Below are 16237 nucleotides of genomic sequence, written 5' to 3' on the forward strand. Positions count from 1 at the left end.
CATATCGAAAAACGATATTTTTCGCTTGCGTCCATCAAACTTTCTGTTTATCGATAAACAACAAGGGCGGGAAACGTCACCCGAACAACATGAATGACAACGGTAATTGGTCAGATACAAGAGAAAGGAAACAGTGAAATGGTCAGGTCCAACAATTCGGGTATCCAGATGATCGGCTCCATCGCCATCAACCTGGTACTGCTGGTCTCGGTCGCGGCAGGTGCGTTCTACGCCATTGCCCCGGTCACGGCATGATGGAAAAAGTCGCGTGAGGTCCGGAAGGCCGGGCTAAGGTCAACGGACCTCGCGTGCGACGCCTAACAGGGAAGGGGCGGTCATGAAGACACTGGGGAGCGGATCACTTGTATCCGTCTTGAAGGTGGTACTGGACATTGTCTGGTACCTGGCCTGGGGTCTGTTGGCCTTTGCTGCCCTCGTCCTGGTCGCTACAGGCACCCTCCTGGCGATGGACTGGCTCGGCTATTCGCCGAATTTCCTGACCGACCTGTTCCAGGCGATCCGGAATTTTGGTGGCGCCTATCCGATCCTGATCGCCCACATCACCGCATTCCTGGTCGTCAATGACCGGCTGCGCCGGATCTTTTCAACGCTTGTCGCCGGCGATCCCTTCGTACCCGAAAACGCCGGCCACCTCCGGCTGATCGCCATCGCCATCGCCGTCTTCCAGGTCCTGCGCTACCTCACCCAGGGCGCTGTCGCGATGGTAATGACCTTGTTGCACGCCGATGCGCCGGTCGTCGGCGGGGTGGAAATCAACAAGCTGGGCAGTTTCGACCTCGGCGCCTGGTTCGCCGTTCTGGCGCTGTTGGTACTGGCGGAAGTGTTCCGCGAAGGCGCGCGGATGCGCCAAGAACAAAAATTGACGATTTAGGGAGACGCACACCATGCCCATTCGCGTCACTCTAGATCGCATGCTCCTCGAGCGCCGCATGTCGCTGACCGAACTCTGCGACCGTGTCGGAATCACCATGGCCAACCTGTCCATCCTCAAGACAGGCAAGGCCAAGGCCGTCCGCTTCTCGACCCTGGAAGCGCTGTGTCGCGAACTGGGTTGTCAGCCCGGCGACCTGCTTGGATTTGACGATGAGGATGATGACGCCGACGCTGCCGAATAGGCGCGCGCGTCTCACAGAACCGCCGGCCCTCGGGTCGACGGGACAGACGGCGGGGGTGGGCCTGCACGGTAGCCCCTTCCCAAAGAGGCCGTGCGGGCCGTTTCCAGCCCCCCAGCGCGCCCCCGCCGTCTGTTCTCTTAATTCACCCGGCTTGACGCCGGAGTGCAAGCCCTAACCCTTCAACGCCGCCAGCTGCGCCTCGCACAGATCGACGACGCCCGCTTTCGCCAGAGCGAAAAGCAGGTCGAAATCGCTCTCCGGGATCGGCTTGTCTTCGGCTGTGGCCTGGATTTCGACGATACCGCCGGTATTGGTCAGAACGAAATTCGCGTCGGCCTCGGCGCGGCGGTCTTCCTCATATTCCAGATCAAGGCGGGTTTCCCCGTCGATCACGCCGCAGGAAATCGCCGCGAGCTGACCGTGAACCGGGTCGCTTGTCAGCAAGCCTTCCTCGATCAGATAGGCGGTGGCCTGTTTCAGCGCGACCCAGGCGCCGGTGATTGCCGCTGTGCGCGTGCCGCCATCAGCCTGCAATACGTCGCAGTCGATGGTGATCTGGCGCTCGCCGAGTGCCTTGAGGTCGACCACGGCGCGCAGGGAACGACCGATCAGGCGCTGGATTTCCTGGGTCCGGCCAGACTGCTTTCCCGCCGTCGCCTCACGGCGTGAGCGTGTATGCGTGGCACGCGGCAGCATGCCGTACTCCGCCGTTACCCAGCCCTTGCCGCCACCGCGCAGCCATGGCGGGACGTTTTCTTCAATGCTGGCAGCACACAGCACATGGGTGCCGCCAAAGCGGGCGAGACAGGAGCCCTCCGCATAGACCGAGACACCGGCTTCCAGCTTGATTTCACGCATTGCGTCGCGGGCACGTCCATTGGGTCGCATCGTCATCTCCGGTTTGACGGCTTCGTTGGCCCCGCTCCTAGCGGCGTTGAGGGCCAGCATCAAGCCGGCATGTCGCGACCGGACGCCAGTGCTGCGGTCGCAAAGCGGATTGAACCGGAAGCCCGGCACGACTAATTGATGGGACATGTCCCTGACCGCCCCTCAATCGGCCCTGGCCGCGCTCGATGACCGCATGCGCACGATCTTTCGCGAAATCGTCGAGGCCTATCTGCGCTCGGGCGACCCGGTTGGTTCGAGGACCCTGTCCCAGAGCGGCAATCTCTCCCTGTCGCCGGCTTCCATCCGCAATACCATGGCGGACCTGGCCGATCTCGGCCTGTTGAGCGCGCCGCATGCCAGCGCCGGACGCATGCCCACCCATGCCGGCCTGCGCCTGTTCGTGGACGGGCTGCTGCAGGTCGGTGAGCTGTCGGCTGACGAACGCAAGGCGATTGAAGGCCAGGTCTCGATGTCGGGGCGTTCGACCAAGGATCTGCTGACCGAGGCGACCTCATTGTTGGGCGGCCTGTCCGGTGGTGCAGGGCTGGTCGTGACCCAGAAACGCGAAGCACCGCTGCGCCATGTCGAATTCGTGCCGCTGTCCAAGGTCGAGATGCTGGGCGTGCTGGTGTTTGAGGATGGCAGCGTCGAGAACCGGCTGATGCGCACGCCTGACGGGATACCGCCCGCGGCGCTGATCGATGCCGGGAACTATCTGTCGACACGCCTCAAGGGCCGCACCCTGAGCGACGCCCGCAAAGCCATCGAGCTGGAAATCGCCGAACGCCGGTCGGCCCTGGACAGCGCCGCCGAAGGCCTGGTCAAGCAGGGCCTCGCAGACTGGAGCGGCGGCAAGGGCCAGGAGCGCTCGCTGATCGTGCGCGGCCAGTCGCGCCTGCTGGAAAGCCTTGATGCGGTTGGCGACCTGGAACGCATCCGCCTGTTGTTCGAAGACATCGAACGCAAGGAAGAGCTGGTCACCCTGCTGGACAAGGCTCGCGACGCGGAAGGCGTGCGCCTTTTCATCGGCGCCGAGAACCCGCTTTTCAGTCTGTCGGGTTCCAGTGTGATTGTGGCTCCCTATATGAACGCCGAGCAGGAAATCATCGGTGCCTTGGGTGTAATTGGCCCCACCCGTTTGAACTATGCCCGTGTTATCCCCCTCGTCGACTACACTGCCCGTGTGGTCGGACAGATACTGGACAGCGCCCGATCGCGAGAGTGAAGAAGCAATGAGCGACACAGAGAACAAGCCGCAAGACGACATCGAAACACCGCAGGACGACGCCGTGGAAGCCGAAGCGTCGAACGATGCCGGTGAAGCCGAAACCGAGCTGGACCCGGTGCTGAAACTGACCGCGGAACTGGACTCGATGCGCGACAAGCTGCTGCGCGCCCTCGCCGAAGCCGAGAACACCCGTCGCCGCGCCGAGCGCGATGTGGCTGACGCGCGCAGCTACGCCGTCTCCAGCTTTGCCAAGGACATGCTGGATGTGTCGGACAATCTTTCGCGGGCTGTCGGCTCTGTCGACGAAGCCGCGCTGGCCGATGTGCCGGACGCCGTGAAAAATGTGGTCGAAGGCGTCGCGATGACCGAGAAGGCCCTGCTCTCCAAGATGGAGCGTCACGGCGTCAAGAAGGTCGACCCTCAGCCGGGCGACACATTCGACCCGCACAAACACCAGGCCGTCGCCCAGATCCCGTCGGACCATGGCACCGGCAAGATCGCAGCCGTCATGCAGACCGGCTTCGTGATCGGAGAGCGCACCCTGCGCGCGGCGATGGTCGCGGTCTCCTCCGGCCCTGCTGCCGGCGGCAGTGACACAGCCGGTGGCTCTGGCGGCAATGTCGATGTGAAGGCCTGAACCGGGTCACATCTGATCACAGCCGCAGCAGCCGACCCAGCAATCACTCGCCTTGCGCCGGACAGCGGGCCATGATGCCCGCGGATCAGGCGGGAGTGCTTCATGTCGATGTTACCGGATTGGACGATGGACGTGATGAACGTCCTGACCCAGATATTCGTGCTCGCGATTGGTGTGGCGGCCCTGATTGTGCTGCTGATGTATGCCGCCGACATCACCCAGACCCGCGATGCGGTTCGCCGGAACTATCCGGTCGTCGGGCGCTTCCGCTCGCTGTTCACGACGCTGGGGGAGTTTTTCCGGCAGTACTTCTTTGCCATGGATCGCGAGGAGCTGCCTTTCAATCGGGCCGAGCGCGAATGGGTCTATCGGTCGTCTGAAGGCAAGGGCGGCACCATTCCGTTTGGATCCACCAAGCCGATGGACAAGCCGGGAACGGCGATTTTTGTCAATTGCCCTTTCCCCCTGCTGGATGATCACGCCGCCAGGACGCAGCCGATGCGGATCGGGCCAAATAGCCGGACCCCCTACGACGCCCCCTCCTTCTTCAATATTTCCGGCATGAGCTATGGCGCGCTGTCGAAACCGGCGGTGCGGGCCCTGTCGCGTGGCGCGGCTAAGGCCGGTATCTGGATGAATACCGGCGAGGGTGGATTGTCGCCCATGCATCTGGAAAGCGGCTGCGACATCGTCTTCCAGATCGGGACGGCCAAATACGGTGTTCGCGATGAGCAGGGCGGACTGTCCGACGAAAAACTGCGCCGGGTCGCCGGTCATGACCAGGTTCGCATGTTCGAGCTGAAACTGTCGCAGGGCGCCAAACCGGGCAAGGGCGGCATCCTGCCGGCAGAAAAAGTGACGCGGGACATCGCAGATATCCGCGGCATTCCGGTCGGTAAGGCATCGATTTCTCCCAACCGGCATCCGGAGTTCGATGATATTGGCGGCCTGCTCGACATGATCGCGCACATTCGTGAGGTCACCGGCAAGCCGGTCGGCTTCAAGGCCGTGATCGGCGCCTATGGCTGGATCGAGGAAATGTGTGTCGAGATCACCAAGCGTGGCCCGGACAGCGCGCCGGACTTCTTCACAATCGACAGCGGCGATGGCGGCACGGGTGCCGCGCCGATGGCGTTGATGGACAATGTCGGCCTGACCATTCGCGAAAGCCTGCCCATTGTGGTCACCCTGCTGGAGCGCTATGGCCTGAACGACCGCATACGCGTGATTGCTTCCGGCAAGCTGCTGACTCCCGGTGCCGTGGCCTGGGCGCTCGCCGCCGGTGCCGACTTCATCCAGTGCGGCCGCGGCTTCATGTTCTCGCTGGGCTGCATCCAGGCGCTGAAGTGTCACCAGAACACCTGCCCGACCGGCGTCACCACCCACAAGAAAAGCCTGCAGCGCGGACTGGTGGTGAAGGACAAGGCCGACCGCGTGGCCGAGTATGCCGACACGGTCCGCAAGCATGTCGAGATGATCGCCCATTCCTGTGGCGTACCGGAGCCGCGCCGGTTGGGGCGCAAACATGTCCGGATTGTCCAGTCCAATGGACGTTCGCTGCCTATGACGGCAATGGATTTCATGCCGGACGACGACGCGCCAAACCGGCAGGTTCCGGGTCAGGACTGAACCCGACAGGCCTCAGGGACGCTTTACCCGACGCATGGTCAGATTGATCCGGCCGCCACCGGGAAAATACTCCGGCGGCAACAGCGTGGACGTGCCCGGATAGATGCGATCGACGCCGTGATAGCAGCGCCGGGCCGCGCCGCCCAGCACGACCACATCGCCTGACGACAACACCATCGAGGCTGTCTTGCCGCCGCGCTGCGCTGCGCCGAGGCGAAAGCGCGCCTTGTCGCCCAGCGAGATCGAAACCACCGCCGCATCCGTTGCCTCCTCATCCCAGTCGACATGCATGCCCATCTTGCTCTCGGGCGCGTACCAGTTGACCAGGCAGGCCTCGGCATCGGCCGGATAGTCCGCCACTTCACGCCAAAGACTGGTCAACGCGTCCGGCATGGCAGACCAGGCCCGTCCGGTCTCTGGGTGGCGCGGCTCGTAGCGATAGCCACCGATCTTGTCGGTGACCCATCCTAACGACCCGAAATTCGTCATCATCACTGACAGGGGCTGGCCGGTCCGCGGCATGGACGGCCGCCAAAAAGGAGTGGCGTCCTGCGATGCGATAACGGCGTCGATCAGCGCGAGCTGCTCCGAGCGCGAGAGTTTTCCTGGCAGAAGACGGAATCCGTCGGGCATGACATAAGGCGTGCTCATGCCACAAAGATGGGCCGCGGTCGGCGGGCTGGCCACCCGGTCTGTGCGGATTGGAAAGCCCGGAGTCATATCAAATGCGTATGGGCGACATGCAACGCAGCTGAGACAGGCCTTGCACTCCTCGCCCCGCCTCCCTAAATCGCCATCAAGCGCAGGGTCAGACCTTGCGGATTGAACCAACACCGGTGTCGGCACACCGGCATCATCAATGACGATCCCGAAGGGGGCAGTCAGCGGGATGTGGAGCGCTTCACACGAAGGCTTTGCATTCGCCGGACGGGTCCCGCTTGGAAAAAACGGAGAGACGATCAATGAGCAAGGTCATCGGCATCGACCTGGGTACGACCAATTCCTGTGTGGCTGTTATGGAAAGCGGCCAACCAAAGGTCATCGAAAATTCCGAAGGCGTCCGGACCACTCCGTCCGTCGTGGCCTTCACCGAGGATGGCGAGCGCCTGATCGGCCAGCCGGCGAAACGCCAGGCCGTCACCAACCCGGACTACACCTTCTTCGCCATCAAGCGCCTGATCGGCCGCATGATGGATGACCCGACGGTCAAGAAGGACATCGACATGGTGCCCTACGCCATCGTCCCGTCCGACAGCAATGACGCCTGGGTCAAGGGTCGCGACAAGAAATACTCCCCGTCGGAAATCTCCGCCTTCACGCTTCAGAAGATGAAGGAAACCGCTGAAAGCTATCTCGGCGAGAAGGTCGAGAAAGCCGTCATCACGGTTCCGGCCTATTTCGACGACGCCCAGCGCCAGGCCACCAAGGACGCCGGCAAGATTGCCGGCCTGGAAGTCCTTCGCATCATCAACGAGCCGACCGCGGCAGCCCTGGCCTACGGCCTCGACAAGGGTGAGAACAAGACGATCGCCGTGTTCGACCTCGGCGGCGGCACCTTCGACGTCTCGGTTCTGGAAATCGGTGACGGCGTATTCGAGGTGAAGGCCACCAATGGTGACACCTTCCTCGGCGGTGAAGACTTCGACATGCGCATCGTCCAATACCTCGCGGACGAGTTCAAAAAAGAGAACGGCATCGATCTGAAGTCCGACAAGCTGGCTCTCCAGCGTCTGAAAGAAGAAGCCGAAAAGGCCAAAAAGGAACTCTCCTCGGCCACCTCCTACGAAGTGAACCTGCCCTTCATCACGGCAGACGCGTCGGGCCCGAAGCACCTCAATATCAAGCTCTCCCGCGCCAAACTGGAAGCCCTCGTCGAGGATCTGGTCAAGCGCACGCTCGAGCCCTGCAAGAAGGCGCTCAAGGATGCCGGCCTCAGCCCGTCCGACATTGACGATATCGTCCTCGTCGGCGGCATGACCCGCATGCCCAAGGTCCAGGAAGCCGTGAAGGGCTTCTTCGGCAAGGACCCGCACAAGGGTGTGAACCCGGACGAAGTCGTTGCAATGGGCGCCGCCATCCAGGCCGGCGTCCTGCAGGGCGACGTGAAAGACGTGCTGCTGCTCGACGTCACCCCGCTGTCGCTGGGTATCGAGACGCTGGGCGGTGTCTTCACCCGACTGATCGACCGCAACACGACAATCCCGACCAAGAAGTCGCAGACATTCTCCACCGCTGACGACAATCAGACGGCCGTGACCATCCGAGTGTCGCAGGGCGAGCGTGAAATGGCGGCGGACAACAAGCTGCTCGGCCAGTTCGACCTGGTCGGCATCCCGCCCTCACCGCGCGGCCTGCCACAGATCGAGGTCACCTTCGACATCGACGCCAACGGCATCGTCAACGTGTCCGCCAAGGACAAGGCGACCGGCAAGGAGCAGCAAATCCGCATCCAGGCCTCGGGTGGTCTGTCGGACGACGATATCGAGCAGATGGTCAAGGACGCCGAGGCCAATGCCGACGCGGACAAGAAGAAGAAGGAACTCGTCGAGGCCCACAATGGCGCCGAAGCGATGATCCATCAGACCGAGAAGCAGCTCGAAGAGTTCGGCGACAAGGTTCCGGGCGAGGACAAGGACGCCATCGAGGCGGCCCTGAACGAGCTGAAGGAAGTCAAGGACGGCGAGGACCTCGAAGCCATCCAGCAAAAGACCCAGGCCCTGGTCCAGGCGGCCATGAAGCTCGGCGAGGCCATGTATGCGGCCCAGCAGACCGAGGCGGCTGAAGCCGATGCCAAGTCTGACGCCGAAGGCGATGATGACGTGGTCGACGCGGAGTTCTCCGAAGTCGACGACGACAAGAAGAAAGACGCGTAAGGTCCGGTTGACCGGGAGGGATTCATGCCCTCCCGGCCCAACACCAGAGCGTGACCATGACCCGTCCTGATCCCCTGACCGCTCCATTCGGAGCCTTTTCGCTTTCACCCCTGGCAGAGCGCTTCCGGTGCCTGCCCATGGCCATGCCCGGTGATGCCCTGCGGCGAAGCGCCGAATCCGTTGTGCGGCGGGCCCTGATGTCCGGCGGTCGAGAGATTGCAGACATTGAGGTCTTTCCGGGCCAGTTCGCCCGCGTGCATTTGCGGGATAATCGCTGCGAGAAACGCGTTTTTGCCGGCTCAAAAAGCTGGGACAATGCCGAGCGCCGTGCGATCCGCGATGCCATGGAAGCCAAGCCGGTCGGTGAGCCCTTCATCTTTGTCGATGCCGGCGCCAATGCGGGACTTTATACCCTGTCTGTGCTGTCCGATGCGATGATGCAGTCGCGACCGGTCAAGGCGATCGCCATCGAGCCCGACATCGAAAACAGGCGGCGGCTGGAATTCAACCTCGGTGTATCCAATGCCACCGCCGTCACTGTCCTGCCCTACGCGCTCGGCGCCGAGGAGGGCGAAGGCGCGATGGTCCAGTCGGACACCAACCGGGGCGAGGTCCATGTCGCCAGCGACGGCGAAGTCGGTGACACAATCCGATTGCGCCCCCTCAAGGCGGCCCTCGCCGAGGCGGGCGCGGATCGGGTCGATGTGATGAAAATGGACATTGAGGGCTTCGAGGAACCCGTCCTGCGGGGCTTCTTCTCCGACGCGCCGCGCAGCCTTTGGCCGACAATGATCCTTCTCGAGACCCGGCATGAAGCAGCCATCACGGATGGCGCCGCCGGTCTCTGTCTTGAACACGGCTATGAAGTAGCCCAGCAAATGCGGCAGAACGCGGTTCTGGTCCTGCCGACAGGTGACGAGTAATGAGCAAGCGCGATTTCTATGAAGTCCTGGGTGTCGAAAAGGGCGCCGACGAGAAAACGCTGAAAAGCGCCTATCGCAAACAGGCCATGAAATTCCACCCGGACCGAAACCCGGGCGACGCCGCGGCTGAAGCCAGTTTCAAGGAAGTCGGGGAAGCCTATTCCGTCCTGTCTGATCCGAACAAGCGCGCCGCCTATGATCGCATGGGTCATGCCGCGTTCGAACAGGGCGGCGGCATGGGAGGCGGTCAGGGTCCGTTTGGTGGCGGCGGCGGAGCGGCTGATTTCGCTGACATTTTCGAGCAGGTCTTCGGAGAGGCCTTCAATATGGGCGGTGGCGGCGGCCGTCGTGGCGGACGCGGTCATGCTGGACCGGCACGCGGCTCAGACCTCCGCTTCGACATGGAAATCTCGCTGGAGGACGCCTTCAACGGCAAGGACGAGACCATCAAGGTACCGACTGCCATGCATTGCGAGCGCTGCGACGGTCAGGGCAATGAACCGGGCACCGAACTGGAAACCTGTGGCACCTGCCAGGGTGCCGGGCGCATTCGCCGCTCCCAGGGATTTTTCACAATGGAACAGACCTGCCCGCAATGCGGTGGTCGTGGCCAGTATGTGAAAACACCCTGCCAGGATTGCGACGGCGTCGGCCGTGTCCGCAAGACCCGTACCCTCAATGTCACGGTCCCGGCCGGAGTTGAGGACGGCACACGGATCCGTCTGGCCGGTGAAGGTGAAGCCGGCGCCCGGGGCGGGCCGCGCGGTGATCTCTATATTTTCATCTCCGTCCGCGAACACGAGATATTCGAGCGCGACGGTCCCAATCTCTACTGCCGCACGCCGGCCTCCATGGTTCAGGCGGCGCTGGGATGCACAATCCAGGTCCCTACCATAGAAGGTGGCAAGGCCGAGATGAAGATCGCCGAGGGGGCCCAGACCGGCAAGCGGATGCGCATGCGTGGCAAGGGCATGCCGCGGCTCCGCGGGGGACCTCGCGGCGACATGATTGTCGAACTCTTCGTCGAGACACCTCGCAATCTGTGTGACCGCCAGAAAGAGCTTCTGAAGGAGTTTTGCGACCTGTCCGGGGAGGGTTGCAATCCCGACAGCGCTGGCTTCTTCAACAAGGTCAAACAGTTCTGGGACGAGGTCACCACCGATGATGGCCGCCCCAATGCCGGCTGACCCGGCTCGATTGGCGGCGTGACATCACGGCACGGAGCGGCTTAGGCTCCCCGGGCGGCACTCGTTGCTGGGTTGGGGAGGAATGCTTTTGACCGACACACAGGCTCGCGCCGGCGCGGAAGCCCGCTTCGACAATATCGAATACCTCGTCTTCCAGCGCTCACCCTTGGGCATGATGGGGACCAGTGCGCTGGTTTTCACCCTGACCTACGGTCTCTACGTGCTGATCGCGCAGGTGACGCAGAGCCCGCCCTTTCTGTATCAGAACGAAGCTGGCGAATGGATCACCCATCAGGTCAACTGGATCGCCTTCGTCCTGTCATTGATCCTGACAGCGGCCATTGCCTTTGCCGGCAGCGCCAAGGGGCGGTGGGAAACCGAGGTCGAGGATCTGATCCGGGCTCTCCCGGACACCGGGCGGACAGCCGCAGAAGACCTGGCCAAGGGCGCACCGGTCAGTTGGCGGGCACGCTATCATCGCCTGTTCTGGGTCGGATTCGTGTTCGGCATCCTGTTCAATTTTCTGCTCATGAACACGGCAGCTGACCTTCTGGGCTATATCAATTCGGTCGGTCTTTGGTTTCTGATCGTGTCACCACTCTTGTTCGGCACCGGGTTTCGAGCCGGCATGGACCTGTCCCGCCGCAGTCGGGAGATCCGGTCGGTGATTGCCGGGCACCTCGTGGTCGATCTTTTCCATCTCGACAGATTAAGTGTTTTCGGCCGGATCGGCCTCAGAGCCGCGCGATCATGGATGATCATGGCCGCCATCCTGCTGCTTTTCATGCTCGATCCCGATCAATTGTGGATCGCCTTGCCTACTATTCTGGCGACCGTGGCGGGGGGTGTTTTCATCCTGACCAGTGCACTCAACCCGGTTCACCGGAAAATATGCGCCGCCAAGGCCGCTGAGCTGGACCGTATCCATGAGGAAATGGCGCGCGTTCGCGACCGGGCGCTGGCGGGTGAGGATGCCGCTTCCTCGGCTCTGGCCGGGCTGACCGACTATGAGGTCTGGGTGGCCGAGCGCCCGGAATGGCCGCTGTCCACTGGTCTGGCCACCCGCTTTTCGCTCTATATCCTGCTGCCGATCCTTCCCATTGTCGGCTCCTATCTGTTCGAGAAGCTGGCAGATCAATTCGTGTCTGGAGGTCCGGTTTGACCGCTCCCATCCGTGTAGCCGTTCTGGGCCCGACCGGCCGCCTCGGCAGCGCCATATGCAACGCCTTGCTCGACAGCCCCGACTTCCGGATCGCCGGCGCAGTGGTGAGGGCCGAATCGCCGGTATCGGGCGAGGATATCGGCAGCTGGCTGGGACGCGATCCGATAGATTGCCGGGCTGACACCGCATTGGAGCCTGCCGTCGAGAATGCCGACATCGTGCTGGATGCCAGCCTGCCCGGCATGACGGTCGCGGCGGCCGAACGCCTGGCAAGTCTCGGTGGCCCGGCGCTGGTAACGGGGGTTTCCGGATTCAATCGGGAGCAGGCCGGCCGGCTTGCTGCCTGTGCCGACCGCATCCCGGTGCTGGTGGCCGGAAACTTCTCGCTTGGCGTCGCCGTGACCGAGGCGCTGGTTCGCGAAGCGGCACACCTTCCCGCCACTGACTGGGATATCGAAGTCCATGAAACCCATCACCGCCGCAAGGCCGACGCGCCCTCCGGCACAGCGCTGATGCTGGCGCGGGCCGCCGCCGAAAGCCGGGGTGAAAGCCTGGAGAGTCTGGCGACCTGGAGTCGGGAGGGTGTCACCGGGCCACGCAAGCCGGGCTCGATCGGCTTTGCCGTCAGCCGCGGCGGCTCCGTCGTCGGCGAGCATTCGGTGCGTTTCCTGGCGGAACTGGAAGAGATCACGATTTCCCATCGGGCCCTGGATCGTTCGATCTTTGCGCGCGGAGCCCTCGCCGCCTTGCGCTGGATGGCCAATGACGGTCAGGGGCGGACGGCTGGCCAGTATTCAATGCAGGACGTGGTGACCGGATAGGCCCGTCACAGCCGGCCGCCGGCATCCGGGCAGGTCCAATCACGTCACTATCCTGACATTATGACCATGTTGCACGTGAAACACCGTGACTTGTCCCGCCTCACAAATCCTGACATCATCCCGACAGTCCGGTTTTCAGGAGGTGTCAGTGCGCCGCGCCGAGCGTCTCATCCGCATTGTTCAAGCCCTGCGCGAAGCCGCGCCGGGTGCGGTGACCGCCCATGAAATGGGCCATCGCTTTGATGTGTCAGAACGAACGATTTATCGGGACATCGCCCATCTGATCGGGTCCGGAGCGCCGATCGACGGCGAGGCCGGCGTCGGCTATGTGCTGCGCCCCGGTTTTGACCTGCCGCCGCTGACATTCTCATTCGAACAACTCGATGCACTGGCGCTGGGAGCGCGCCTGGTCAAGGCGACCGGCGATCGGGATCTGGCATCGGCTGCGAATGAGGCCTTGGCCAAGATCGAACACGCCCTGCCGGACAGCCATCGGCAGCGCTTGCGCGACGTTCCGCTGTTTGCCGCCTTCCTGGACGATACCGTCCGGCCGGAAGCCTTTGGTCCGGTTCGCAATGCCATCGCCAACAAGCGCAAGCTTCGAGTGCGCTATCAGTCCCTGGCCGATGACACGACGATACGCGTGATCCGCCCGCTGGCGCTGACCTGCTTCGGCCGCGTCTGGCTGTTGTCGGCATGGTGTGAATTGCGTAATGATTTCAGACACTTCAGAACAGATCGTGTCGAGCGCCTGACCGTGTTGGCGGAGAGTTTCGAGGACGAGCCCGGCAAGCGCTATGAGGACATGCGTCGGGCCGCCTGACCGGTTACCAGCTACCCGTATTCTCCATCGACGCCCAGGGTTCCTGCGGTGGCAGATTGTCGCCGCGCTGGAGCAGTTCGATCGAGATCCCGTCCGGTGAACGGACAAAGGCCATATGGCCATCGCGGGGTGGCCGGTTGATGGTAACCCCCATGTTCATCAGGCGCAGGCAGGCCTCGTAAACATTGTCCATCCGATAGGCGAGATGGCCGAAATTGCGGCCGCCCTGATAGGTCTCCGGGTCCCAGTTATGGGTCAGCTCGACGCAGGGCAGACCGTCGGGGATCTTGCCACCCGTATAACCGGCCGCTTCGACATCTTCCGGTGTGGCAAGAAAAATCAGTGAGAAACGGCCTTTTTCACTGTCATAACGGCTGATTTCCGTCAGTCCGAGGCCCTCGCAGTAGAAACGCAAGCTGGCGTCCAGATCGGCAACCCGGACCATGGTGTGAAGATAGCGCATGTTCATTCCCCGGCCGTCAGCTGTCCGATGTCGACGAAGCGTCGGTTTTGGTGCCCGAAAGGGCGTCTACCGCCCATTTGGGACGTTTGCGCGGAATTGCAACATCGTCGAGGGGTTCGCCGCGCGCCCGGGCCAGGGCCGGGTTGAAGTTTTCCGGCGTCCGGGCGTGATGGATGCGGGCGACCACGGCACCGGCCAAGGCCCAGCAGCCACACAATCCGAAGAACATGTAGAACATCCACGGATAATAGCCGACATCATACCAAGGCCCGCCATCCAGCATCATGACGATATAGGGCCACAAGGCGATCAGGCCGATCCCGGCCGGCGGCGTGATGACAATCGCAAAGACCAGCGCCGCCGCGATATAGAGCGCGCCGCGCGGCTCATGGGCCGAGACATATATCCGTTCGAACGTCTCCGCGTCGACACCCCTCACCGTTGCCGGCTTGCTGGCACACCGCTCGGCATATTCCAGCCGCGCGTCTTCCATCAGCGACCGCCGGGCCGCCAGCCAGCTCAGGAAGAAGGCGGCCGCCAGGACCAGGGCGATACCGGCGGCGTAGAGAAAGGGATTGCTCATCCCGCCAATCTAACCCCTCGCGGTCTCATAGGCGAGCATCGCCCGCTTGCGATCCACACCCCAGTGATAGCCGGTCAGCTTGCCATTGGATGCCAGGACCCGGTGGCACGGGATCAGCCAGGAGATCGGGTTGGCGCCCACGGCCGCGCCCACGGCTCGCGACGCCTTGGGCGATTGCACGTGCTCGGCGATCGCCTTGTAGCTGGTGGTTTCGCCGGGCTGAATCGTCAGGAGCGCCCGCCAGACCTGGCGTTGCCAGGGCGTTCCGTAGAGCGCCAGGGGCAGCGTCTCGCGCTCGCTCGGGGTGAAAATGCGTTCGGCCCACTGACGCGTAACACCGTCATCACGTGTGTAGGCCGCAGCCGGATACCGCGCTTCAAGATCGGCGAACCCGCTTTCAATATCGGGGTCCGCAAAGGCCATGGCCGACAGGCCACGCGGCGCGACCAGCATCACAGCATCGCCAAACGGCGAGGGTGCGACTCCCCAGGTGAAGGTCAGACCCGCACCCCGCCGCTTGGCATCTCCGGGCGTCACCGCCTCGTGGGCGATGAACAGGTCGTGCAGGCGTCCGGGACCGGACAGGCCGGCCTCGAAGGCCGCATCCAGCATGCAGGCACCGTCATCCAGGGCTTCACGAGCGGCATCATGGGCCAGGGCGCCGACGAATTTCTTCGGCGACACTCCCACCCAGCGGGTGAAAACCCGTTGGAAATGATGCGGCGACAGGCCAGCCGCCCGGGCGGCCCTATCCAGGTCGGGATGATCCCGCCAGTTGTCACCCAGATAGGCCAGGGCACCAGCGATGCGGTGATAGTCCTTGGACGAAGCGTCGAGAGTGTAGAGTTCAGCTGTCATGAGACGGAGTGTACGCGCTCGCTGGCGCTGCTCCACCCGCTTCTTGCGGTCGGCTGTCGGCGCAGGAAGCGGGATGACTTGACCGATGGCCTTGCTATAGGTGACGCCATGACCAAGCCTCCCGCCCGGACGAAGACACGCACCAAGCGCCAACCGCGTGGCCTCAATCGCGAACAGGCCCACGACCTGATGGCCCGGCTGGCCCAGGATCGACCTGATCCCAAGACCGAGCTGGACTACACCAATCCCTACACGCTGCTGGTCGCTGTCGCCCTGTCGGCCCAGGCCACCGATGTCGGGGTGAACAAGGCAACCCGTCTCTTGTTCCAGGAAGCCGACACGCCGGAAAAAATGGTCACGTTGGGCGAAGACCATGTCCGCGACCGGGTCAAGACAATCGGCCTGTTCCGCACCAAGGCCAAGAATGTCATCGCCCTCTCCCGCCTGTTGATCGAACGACATGGTGGCGTGGTTCCGGCCGACCAGGCCGCGCTGGAAGCCCTGCCCGGCGTCGGTCGCAAGACCGCCAATGTGGTCATGAACGAGGCGTTTGGGGTCCCGACCATCGCCGTCGACACCCATATTTTCCGCGTCTCCAACCGAACCAGGCTGGCACCGGGCAAGGATCCGCTGGCGGTCGAACTGCGTCTGGAAAAGATCATGCCGGACGAATTCCGCCAGGGCGCGCATCACTGGCTGATCCTGCATGGCCGGTACCTGTGCAAGGCCCGCAAGCCGGAATGCTGGCGCTGCCCCGTCGAGGATATCTGCCAGTTCAAGGACAAGACACCCGCACCGAAAGGCGCCTGATCCACGCACCGATGGCGCCACGGCGCGATCGCCTGGCGTTTGGAAGGGAGGGAGCGGGATGTCGGCCGGAGCCGATAAAGCGCTGATTTTAAAACGGTAGGCTTCGACAAGCATCCCGCTCGCGGAGATTTCCCGGACGCTCTCGCCCCCGATTCCAATGCGTCAGGTAGATGGGGTCGGTCGTTTAGTGCCCCGCGACCTGGTCGCACGCCCTGC

At 63.0% G+C, this 16237-nt stretch carries 17 protein-coding genes; 12 read left to right on the forward strand and 5 right to left on the reverse strand.

What is annotated here, in order from left to right; genetic code table 11:
• The first annotated feature begins 337 nt into the window (after positions 1–337).
• Together VOI18_RS02105 and VOI18_RS02110 are read left to right on the forward strand one after the other, a co-directional pair.
• Positions 338–892 carry a DUF2975 domain-containing protein gene (locus VOI18_RS02105; RefSeq protein WP_323760752.1) on the forward strand — a complete coding sequence of 185 codons (555 nt, stop codon included), beginning with the start codon at positions 338–340 and terminating at the stop codon, positions 890–892.
• A gap of 13 nt (positions 893–905) precedes the next feature.
• Positions 906–1136, forward strand: coding sequence for a helix-turn-helix transcriptional regulator (locus VOI18_RS02110; RefSeq protein WP_323760753.1), 231 nt, complete (start codon positions 906–908; stop codon positions 1134–1136).
• 171 nt (positions 1137–1307) lie between these two features.
• Here the strand turns inward: VOI18_RS02110 and rph are convergent, their stop codons facing one another.
• A complete protein-coding gene (gene rph / locus VOI18_RS02115) occupies positions 1308–2024 on the reverse strand; it encodes a ribonuclease PH (protein ID WP_323760993.1) in 717 nt (238 codons plus the stop codon).
• A 145-nt stretch (positions 2025–2169) separates the two neighbouring features.
• Between rph and hrcA the strand changes: the two genes are divergently transcribed.
• The 3 genes from hrcA (at position 2170) to VOI18_RS02130 (ending at position 5518) form a co-directional block, all read left to right on the forward strand.
• Positions 2170–3249, forward strand: coding sequence for a heat-inducible transcriptional repressor HrcA (hrcA, locus tag VOI18_RS02120; RefSeq protein ID WP_323760754.1), 1080 nt, complete (start codon positions 2170–2172; stop codon positions 3247–3249).
• Positions 3250–3256: 7 nt separating this feature from the next.
• Complete coding sequence (grpE, locus tag VOI18_RS02125; RefSeq protein WP_323760755.1) at positions 3257–3889, forward strand: nucleotide exchange factor GrpE; 633 nt, start codon at positions 3257–3259, stop codon at positions 3887–3889.
• Between the two features lie 108 nt (positions 3890–3997).
• Positions 3998–5518: an FMN-binding glutamate synthase family protein gene (locus VOI18_RS02130; protein ID WP_416374849.1), complete on the forward strand. Its 1521-nt coding sequence runs from the start codon at positions 3998–4000 to the stop codon at positions 5516–5518.
• 12 nt (positions 5519–5530) lie between these two features.
• Here VOI18_RS02130 and VOI18_RS02135 read toward each other — a convergent pair whose 3' ends face one another.
• Positions 5531–6169: an alpha-ketoglutarate-dependent dioxygenase AlkB gene (locus tag VOI18_RS02135; protein WP_323760757.1), complete on the reverse strand. Its 639-nt coding sequence runs from the start codon at positions 6167–6169 to the stop codon at positions 5531–5533.
• A gap of 311 nt (positions 6170–6480) precedes the next feature.
• On the opposite strand from VOI18_RS02135, the gene dnaK reads away from it, so the two are divergent.
• The 6 genes from dnaK (at position 6481) to VOI18_RS02165 (ending at position 13307) form a co-directional block, all read left to right on the forward strand.
• Positions 6481–8391 carry a molecular chaperone DnaK gene (gene dnaK / locus VOI18_RS02140; protein ID WP_323760758.1) on the forward strand — a complete coding sequence of 637 codons (1911 nt, stop codon included), beginning with the start codon at positions 6481–6483 and terminating at the stop codon, positions 8389–8391.
• 56 nt (positions 8392–8447) lie between these two features.
• Positions 8448–9314 (forward strand): FkbM family methyltransferase, encoded by an 867-nt coding sequence (locus VOI18_RS02145; protein WP_323760759.1) that lies wholly within the window; start codon positions 8448–8450, stop codon positions 9312–9314.
• Positions 9314–10501 (forward strand): molecular chaperone DnaJ, encoded by a 1188-nt coding sequence (dnaJ, locus tag VOI18_RS02150; RefSeq protein ID WP_323760760.1) that lies wholly within the window; start codon positions 9314–9316, stop codon positions 10499–10501. The genes VOI18_RS02145 and dnaJ overlap by 1 nt, the downstream gene beginning before the upstream one ends.
• A gap of 82 nt (positions 10502–10583) precedes the next feature.
• On the forward strand, positions 10584–11663 hold the full coding sequence (locus tag VOI18_RS02155; RefSeq protein ID WP_323760761.1) for a hypothetical protein: 1080 nt from the start codon (positions 10584–10586) through the stop codon (positions 11661–11663).
• Complete coding sequence (gene dapB / locus VOI18_RS02160) at positions 11660–12484, forward strand: 4-hydroxy-tetrahydrodipicolinate reductase (RefSeq protein ID WP_323760762.1); 825 nt, start codon at positions 11660–11662, stop codon at positions 12482–12484. Before VOI18_RS02155 ends, dapB begins: the two co-directional genes overlap by 4 nt.
• A 148-nt stretch (positions 12485–12632) precedes the next feature.
• On the forward strand, positions 12633–13307 hold the full coding sequence (locus VOI18_RS02165) for a YafY family protein (RefSeq protein WP_323760763.1): 675 nt from the start codon (positions 12633–12635) through the stop codon (positions 13305–13307).
• A 4-nt stretch (positions 13308–13311) separates the two neighbouring features.
• Here the strand turns inward: VOI18_RS02165 and VOI18_RS02170 are convergent, their stop codons facing one another.
• From VOI18_RS02170 to VOI18_RS02180, 3 genes are read right to left on the reverse strand one after another with little or no spacing between them, the layout of a single operon-like run.
• Entirely contained in the window at positions 13312–13770 is a 459-nt protein-coding gene (locus VOI18_RS02170; RefSeq protein ID WP_323760764.1) for a VOC family protein, read from the reverse strand.
• Between the two features lie 16 nt (positions 13771–13786).
• Positions 13787–14353, reverse strand: coding sequence for a hypothetical protein (locus VOI18_RS02175; protein WP_323760765.1), 567 nt, complete (start codon positions 14351–14353; stop codon positions 13787–13789).
• A 9-nt stretch (positions 14354–14362) separates the two neighbouring features.
• Entirely contained in the window at positions 14363–15211 is an 849-nt protein-coding gene (locus VOI18_RS02180) for a methylated-DNA--[protein]-cysteine S-methyltransferase (protein WP_323760766.1), read from the reverse strand.
• A gap of 108 nt (positions 15212–15319) precedes the next feature.
• Here VOI18_RS02180 and nth point away from each other — a divergent pair, with 108 nt between their 5' ends.
• A complete protein-coding gene (gene nth / locus VOI18_RS02185) occupies positions 15320–16021 on the forward strand; it encodes an endonuclease III (protein ID WP_323760767.1) in 702 nt (233 codons plus the stop codon).
• The last annotated feature ends 216 nt before the right edge of the window (positions 16022–16237 follow it).

Origin of the sequence: Maricaulis sp. (assembly GCF_034670125.1) — a bacterium.
Taxonomy (GTDB): Bacteria; Pseudomonadota; Alphaproteobacteria; order Caulobacterales; family Maricaulaceae; genus Maricaulis.